Genomic DNA, 4,635 nt, shown 5'->3' with positions numbered 1-4,635 from the left:
TGGCCTCGGCCATGACCTCCTTCATCTGGTCCGTGATGTCCTGCTTCTCGGCTGCGAGACGCTCGGTGCGCTCGACGAACTGCCGCAGCTCCTGTGCGGCTGCGGCCAGCAGCTTGCCGGTGACGGCCTCGTCCTCGGCGGTCTGCTTCATTGGGGTGCGACCTGTGTACGAGACCATGGCTTCGGTGCCGTCTGCAGCGGCGGGCGTGTCCCCGCCTTCGGGATGTTCGGGCGAGAGGGTCACAGGCAGCTCCAGCAGACACGGGCGGAGATGAGGATGGCGGCTCCGATGAGCAGCTCGAGGATGGCGAGGATCAGCACGACGCCGAGCCAGCGCCCCTCCGCGAAGCGTGGGTGGCGGTCCTCGACGTCGTGATGCTGGGCGGCGGCGCGGCTCACGATGCCTCTCCCGGCTCGGTGCGGGGCGCGTACGGGTCGTGCGCGTCCTGCGCCCGCAGGTCGACCTGCGACCAGTCCTGCGCGGCCACGGCGATGCGGCCACGGGGCCCCTCGATGACATGCAGCGCCAGCGCCTCGCCCCTGGCGGGCGGGTTTAGCCCGACGAGGCGTAGGACGCAGGCGTGCAGGAAGATGTCACGGTCCGGGGCGCCGAAGGCGCGGGCGAAGCCGATGCCGCGCCGGGCATCGTACCAGGTCACCCGCGCGGCCTCGACGGGCAGGGCGGCAAGATCGACGTCTTGCCCGATCTCCTCGATGAGCGCGGCCGGGACGGGCGCGGGGGCCGGCGCCGGTCCGACGTGCAGGATCTCGCTGACCTTGGTGCCTTTCGGCGTCTCGGCGAGCAGGACGGTAAGGCGGGTGCCGGGGGCTATACCGGAGCGGCCGGTCCAGTCGAGGGTGCTGGCATGCAGCAGGGCCTCGGCGCCGAGGTCGAAGCCGACGAAGCCGTAGCCCTTGCCGCGGTCGAACCACAGGACGGTGGCCTCCTCGCCCTGGGGCGCAGCTGTCTCCGAAGGTTGGGCGGCTGGCGCGGCGCCGCGGCTGTCTCTTGCTCGGAAGGGGCCCGCCGTCTGTGCCTCGCCAGCAGCAGCGGTGTCCGTCTGGAAATCGGTGGCGTGGATCATGCTGCCTCCTCCACCTCTGCAGCGGCGGCACTGAGCGCCGCGGCTGCTTGCGCGAGAGTTTGGCCAGGCACCGCGGCGGGCGGCACAACCGTCTGCAGGCCCGGGTGGATCATCCGGTCCAGAAGCGCTTGAGCCCCTTTCCGGACGGTCTCCGTCGCCGGCGTGAGATGATGCAGCACCGACAGCGCCCAGGCGCGCTGCAGGGCGCGGCGCTGTGGTTCGGTCGCAGCCGCGGGGGCTGCATAACCGCCGGCCACGGCGCGGGCGGCGAAGCGCCAGCGCAGGGCAGCGGCAACGTAGCTCATGTCCGAGATGGTGATGCCGTGCAGCGCAATGATGCGCAGCGCGGGCAGGTCGCTGGTGTCGGTCTGCCATGTGCCGCCGCTGCGCTGCACCTCGGCCTGCAGCCGCTCGACAAGAGCCTGCGGCTCAAGGGCGTCGAGCGCATCGCAAAGAGCGGCGCGCTCGACCGGCGCGGGGGCTGCAGCGTCAATCACCGGAGGCCTCCCTCGATGACCCGCAGGGCAATGCGTCCGGCGCCGTCGCCGGTCTGGCGCAGCGGGGTGCCGCGGGCGGTCATCAGCGCGAGGCGCGCCAGCTGCGCCAGCAGCGGCCGGTCGGCGTAGCTGCCGGGGTCGGCCGCGATGGTGGCGGCGTCGGTTAGGGCGCGGGGGGCCGGAGGAAGGTGTTGCATCGGACGCTCCATCGGATGGTCGATGAAGGCTGAGTAAGTGACCAAATCGGTCACTGTCAAACTAAATAATGACCAATACGGTTATTTATGCTACTTGCAGGTTGCGTCATCCTGCGGTCATTGATTGAACTGTTCATCTAATGTTCTTAGGAGGGCGGCATGCTGATGTACTGGAGCGGGAAGCGCCGCCTGATGGCCTTGGCGGTCCGTGCGGAGGCAACCGGCGAGAGCCTGGACTACCTATTCTTCTGCTCGACCGCCCGCATCTTCTGCGCCAATTCGAGCGGAAGTCGATCCCATCTCCCGAGGATAAGGAAGTCCAGGGATACGCCGAAGCGGTCTACCAACAGCGCCGCAGTGGTATCTGTGATAGGGCGTTTGCCTCCTTCGAAGCGAGACCAATAGGTTCGCTCGATCCCGAGTGCATCAGCAATTTCGGCTGGACGCAGCTCCAGTGCCTCGCGGAGCAACATGAGCCGATAGCCTATTCTCTCCGGCCGCATCTCGGACTGGAGGGCCTCGGGTAAGGGATTCGGTCTCTCAGTCGCCATGCTGGCATCGTGGATCGTGACCGATTTGGTCTCAATCACCGTGTTGGTGGCTTGACAAATGACCGTATTGGTCATTCTACATAGTCGTCATGATGACCGACCACGTATCTACCTTGCTCAACCGCTGGCCCTCCCGCCTTGATCTTTTGCTGGATGCCCGACGGAGTGACCCATGCCTCGCGATCAGCGCGGTCCATCGTTGGCACCAACGGGGTAGCATTCCAGCGAAATACTGGAGGTCCCTGCTGAGGGGTGCGGAGAGCAGGGGGATCAGTCTCTCTGCCGATGATCTGATTGAAGCTCACGCCAAAGCGATTGGGCCTTCTTCGACCCCCGCTGCTGACGCCAGCGGGGAGGCCGCCTGATGCCTCTCCACCCCACATATCACGCCGCTCTAATCTCATGCTCCAGAGATGCAGGCGGCGCGTCTTCCCGAAAAGCGAAAGCAACGCGGAGGGTTTCGCAATGAGCCGCAACCACCCTGCCGGCTCCGTTCAGGATGCCGTGTCGCGCGCCTACACCGCCGCCGGCGGCCTCGAGGCAGCCTCGGACATGCTGGGCCTCACCGCCTCGACGCTCTCCGAGGCAACCGCCAAGAGCGCCAAGCGGCCGCACGGGATTGGCGTCAATCACCTCGACCGGCTGGCACGCATGTCGCCCGAGGCGGCCCGGGTGCTGGCCGAGCACTTCGCCGCGCATGCCGGCGGTGTGTTCCATCCCAGCGGGGCAGGCGCTGGCGGTGCCGACAACCTGCTGGCGCAGATCGGCGTCAGCTCCAAGGAGTTCGGCGAGGCGATCAGCGCGGGCATGTCCGCGATCCAGAGTGGCGATCCGCAGGCCATCAACCGCGCTATCGTCGAGCACGACGAGGCGGGCGCGGCCATCGCGGATCAGCGCGCGCTCCTGGTCAAGCTGCGCGAGACCAACGGTGGCGCCGTCGCCAGCTTGGCCGCTCACCTTCAGGCGGGGGCCCGGTGATGCGGCGCCCGCTTCCCCTTGCTCTGCGTCCCGGCGGGTCCCGTCGCCGGCGCAGCCTGGACGCGGTGCAGGCGACCCGCCGCCCGCGTCCCTTTTTCTTCGACTTCTACCGTTCGGAAGCGGGCTGCGCACCGCGTGCAGGCACGCACCTGCGGGAGCGTAGCGAGTGCCTGCGCGTGCTGCCGCCGGTGCGGGGGACGCATGAGCTGGCTCTGCACGAGGGCGACGGCGCGCAGCTGACGGCCGCAGCCGCCGATCTGCGGGAGGCGCTGTCATGAGCATGCACCACCGCCTGCCGACCGATCCCGACTGGCCGCAGCTCTGCGCGCGCTATGCGGGCAGCGGACTGCTCCAGCGGGACGTGGCGCTGATCGACGCGGCGCAGGCGCTGCGCGGCAGCCTCGCCTATCTCGCCACCCCCTACGCGCTCCAAAGCACCGACGACGGCGGCCGCTGGTGCCCGAGCTCGTCGAGCACGGCGGCCGATGCCGCCGCAGGCTGGTGCAGCCGCTTCGCCCAAACGGGCGTCACCGCCGTCTCGCCGGTGGTGCAGGCGGACGCGATGCTGCAGCGCGATCCCTGGAGCGACGCCCTCGATCCGCTGGACGAGCACTTCTGGTCGACCTGGTGCCGGCCGCTGCTGGCGCGCTGCGACGCCGTGCTGATCCCGCCGCTGCCCGGCTGGGAGCAGAGCGCCGGCGTCTGGGCCGCGGCCCGCGCCGCAGTCACCCGGCAGACGCGCGTCATCCTGATCGCTGCAGAGCCGGAAGGGCCGCAGGGCGCCGCGCCGGACTTTGCTCCGCACCCACAGCATCCCGTCTCCAGTCACCAGCCGGAAGGAGGAACGCCATGAGCATGGCCTTTGCCATCGACCAGAGCGAGGCGGAGGCTGTCCCGACCGTCGCCGGCTCGCGCGCGGAGCCGCAGGATGTGCAGGCCATGCGCAACCTCTGGGTCGCGGTGATCGAGCAGCACTACCGGACCGCGCTCTCACCCTTCAAGTCAGACCAGGTCGAGCGCCGCCGCGCGCGGGTCTGGTTCGAGACCGAGGGGTTCGAGGATGTCTGCGCGCTCGCCGGCTTCGAGGCGCCGGAGATCCTGCGCCGCGGCATCCTGCGCCAGCTGGCCGCTGCCGACGCGGGCGAAGTCGTCGCTCTCGCGCACTGCCGGGTGCAGGCGCAGGGGGCGGAGCTGTGAGCGCCGCGCAGCTGCGGGCGGTGACGGAAGAGGACCTGCCGGAGTACCCGGTCGGGCGCGACGTGCGGCTGAGCGGGCAGTACTTCCTCAAGTTCGAGACCTTCCGCTACCTCAACTCCACCATGGCGCT

General features: G+C 69.2%; 10 protein-coding genes. 4 read left to right on the top strand and 6 right to left on the bottom strand.

Annotated elements, in window-relative coordinates; genetic code table 11:
- From DFP88_RS16645 to DFP88_RS16625, 6 genes are all read right to left on the bottom strand, one after another.
- Positions 1-151: GapR family DNA-binding domain-containing protein (locus DFP88_RS16645; protein ID WP_245904857.1), on the bottom strand; the 151-nt coding region annotated here is incomplete at its 3' end.
- A gap of 89 nt (positions 152-240) precedes the next feature.
- Positions 241-399, bottom strand: coding sequence for a hypothetical protein (locus tag DFP88_RS17165; protein ID WP_181418697.1), 159 nt, complete (start codon positions 397-399; stop codon positions 241-243).
- The gene (locus DFP88_RS16640) at positions 396-1,085 is read right to left on the bottom strand and encodes a cold-shock protein (protein WP_110815816.1); all 690 of its coding nucleotides are present in this window, start codon (positions 1,083-1,085) and stop codon (positions 396-398) included. Before DFP88_RS16640 ends, DFP88_RS17165 begins: the two co-directional genes overlap by 4 nt.
- Positions 1,082-1,582 (bottom strand): hypothetical protein, encoded by a 501-nt coding sequence (locus DFP88_RS16635; protein WP_110815815.1) that lies wholly within the window; start codon positions 1,580-1,582, stop codon positions 1,082-1,084. Before DFP88_RS16635 ends, DFP88_RS16640 begins: the two co-directional genes overlap by 4 nt.
- Positions 1,579-1,779, bottom strand: coding sequence for a hypothetical protein (locus DFP88_RS16630; protein ID WP_110815814.1), 201 nt, complete (start codon positions 1,777-1,779; stop codon positions 1,579-1,581). The genes DFP88_RS16635 and DFP88_RS16630 overlap by 4 nt, the downstream gene beginning before the upstream one ends.
- Positions 1,780-2,015: 236 nt before the next feature.
- A complete protein-coding gene (locus DFP88_RS16625; RefSeq protein WP_110815813.1) occupies positions 2,016-2,405 on the bottom strand; it encodes a helix-turn-helix domain-containing protein in 390 nt (129 codons plus the stop codon).
- Positions 2,406-2,795: 390 nt separating this feature from the next.
- Between DFP88_RS16625 and DFP88_RS16620 the strand changes: the two genes are divergently transcribed.
- The 4 genes from DFP88_RS16620 to DFP88_RS16605 are packed head-to-tail and all read left to right on the top strand — an operon-like array spanning position 2,796 to position 4,505.
- Positions 2,796-3,308, top strand: a complete 513-nt coding sequence (locus DFP88_RS16620) for a hypothetical protein (RefSeq protein ID WP_110815812.1) — start codon at positions 2,796-2,798, stop codon at positions 3,306-3,308.
- Positions 3,308-3,586 (top strand): hypothetical protein, encoded by a 279-nt coding sequence (locus DFP88_RS16615; RefSeq protein ID WP_110815811.1) that lies wholly within the window; start codon positions 3,308-3,310, stop codon positions 3,584-3,586. Before DFP88_RS16620 ends, DFP88_RS16615 begins: the two co-directional genes overlap by 1 nt.
- Complete coding sequence (locus DFP88_RS16610; RefSeq protein ID WP_110815810.1) at positions 3,583-4,161, top strand: DUF1937 family protein; 579 nt, start codon at positions 3,583-3,585, stop codon at positions 4,159-4,161. The genes DFP88_RS16615 and DFP88_RS16610 overlap by 4 nt, the downstream gene beginning before the upstream one ends.
- On the top strand, positions 4,158-4,505 hold the full coding sequence (locus DFP88_RS16605) for a hypothetical protein (RefSeq protein ID WP_110815809.1): 348 nt from the start codon (positions 4,158-4,160) through the stop codon (positions 4,503-4,505). The genes DFP88_RS16610 and DFP88_RS16605 overlap by 4 nt, the downstream gene beginning before the upstream one ends.
- Positions 4,506-4,635: the final 130 nt, after the last annotated feature.

This window comes from Pseudoroseicyclus aestuarii (assembly GCF_003217255.1).
GTDB lineage: Bacteria > Pseudomonadota > Alphaproteobacteria > Rhodobacterales > Rhodobacteraceae > Pseudoroseicyclus > Pseudoroseicyclus aestuarii.
This window is presented reverse-complemented; position numbering and strand designations above follow the sequence as displayed.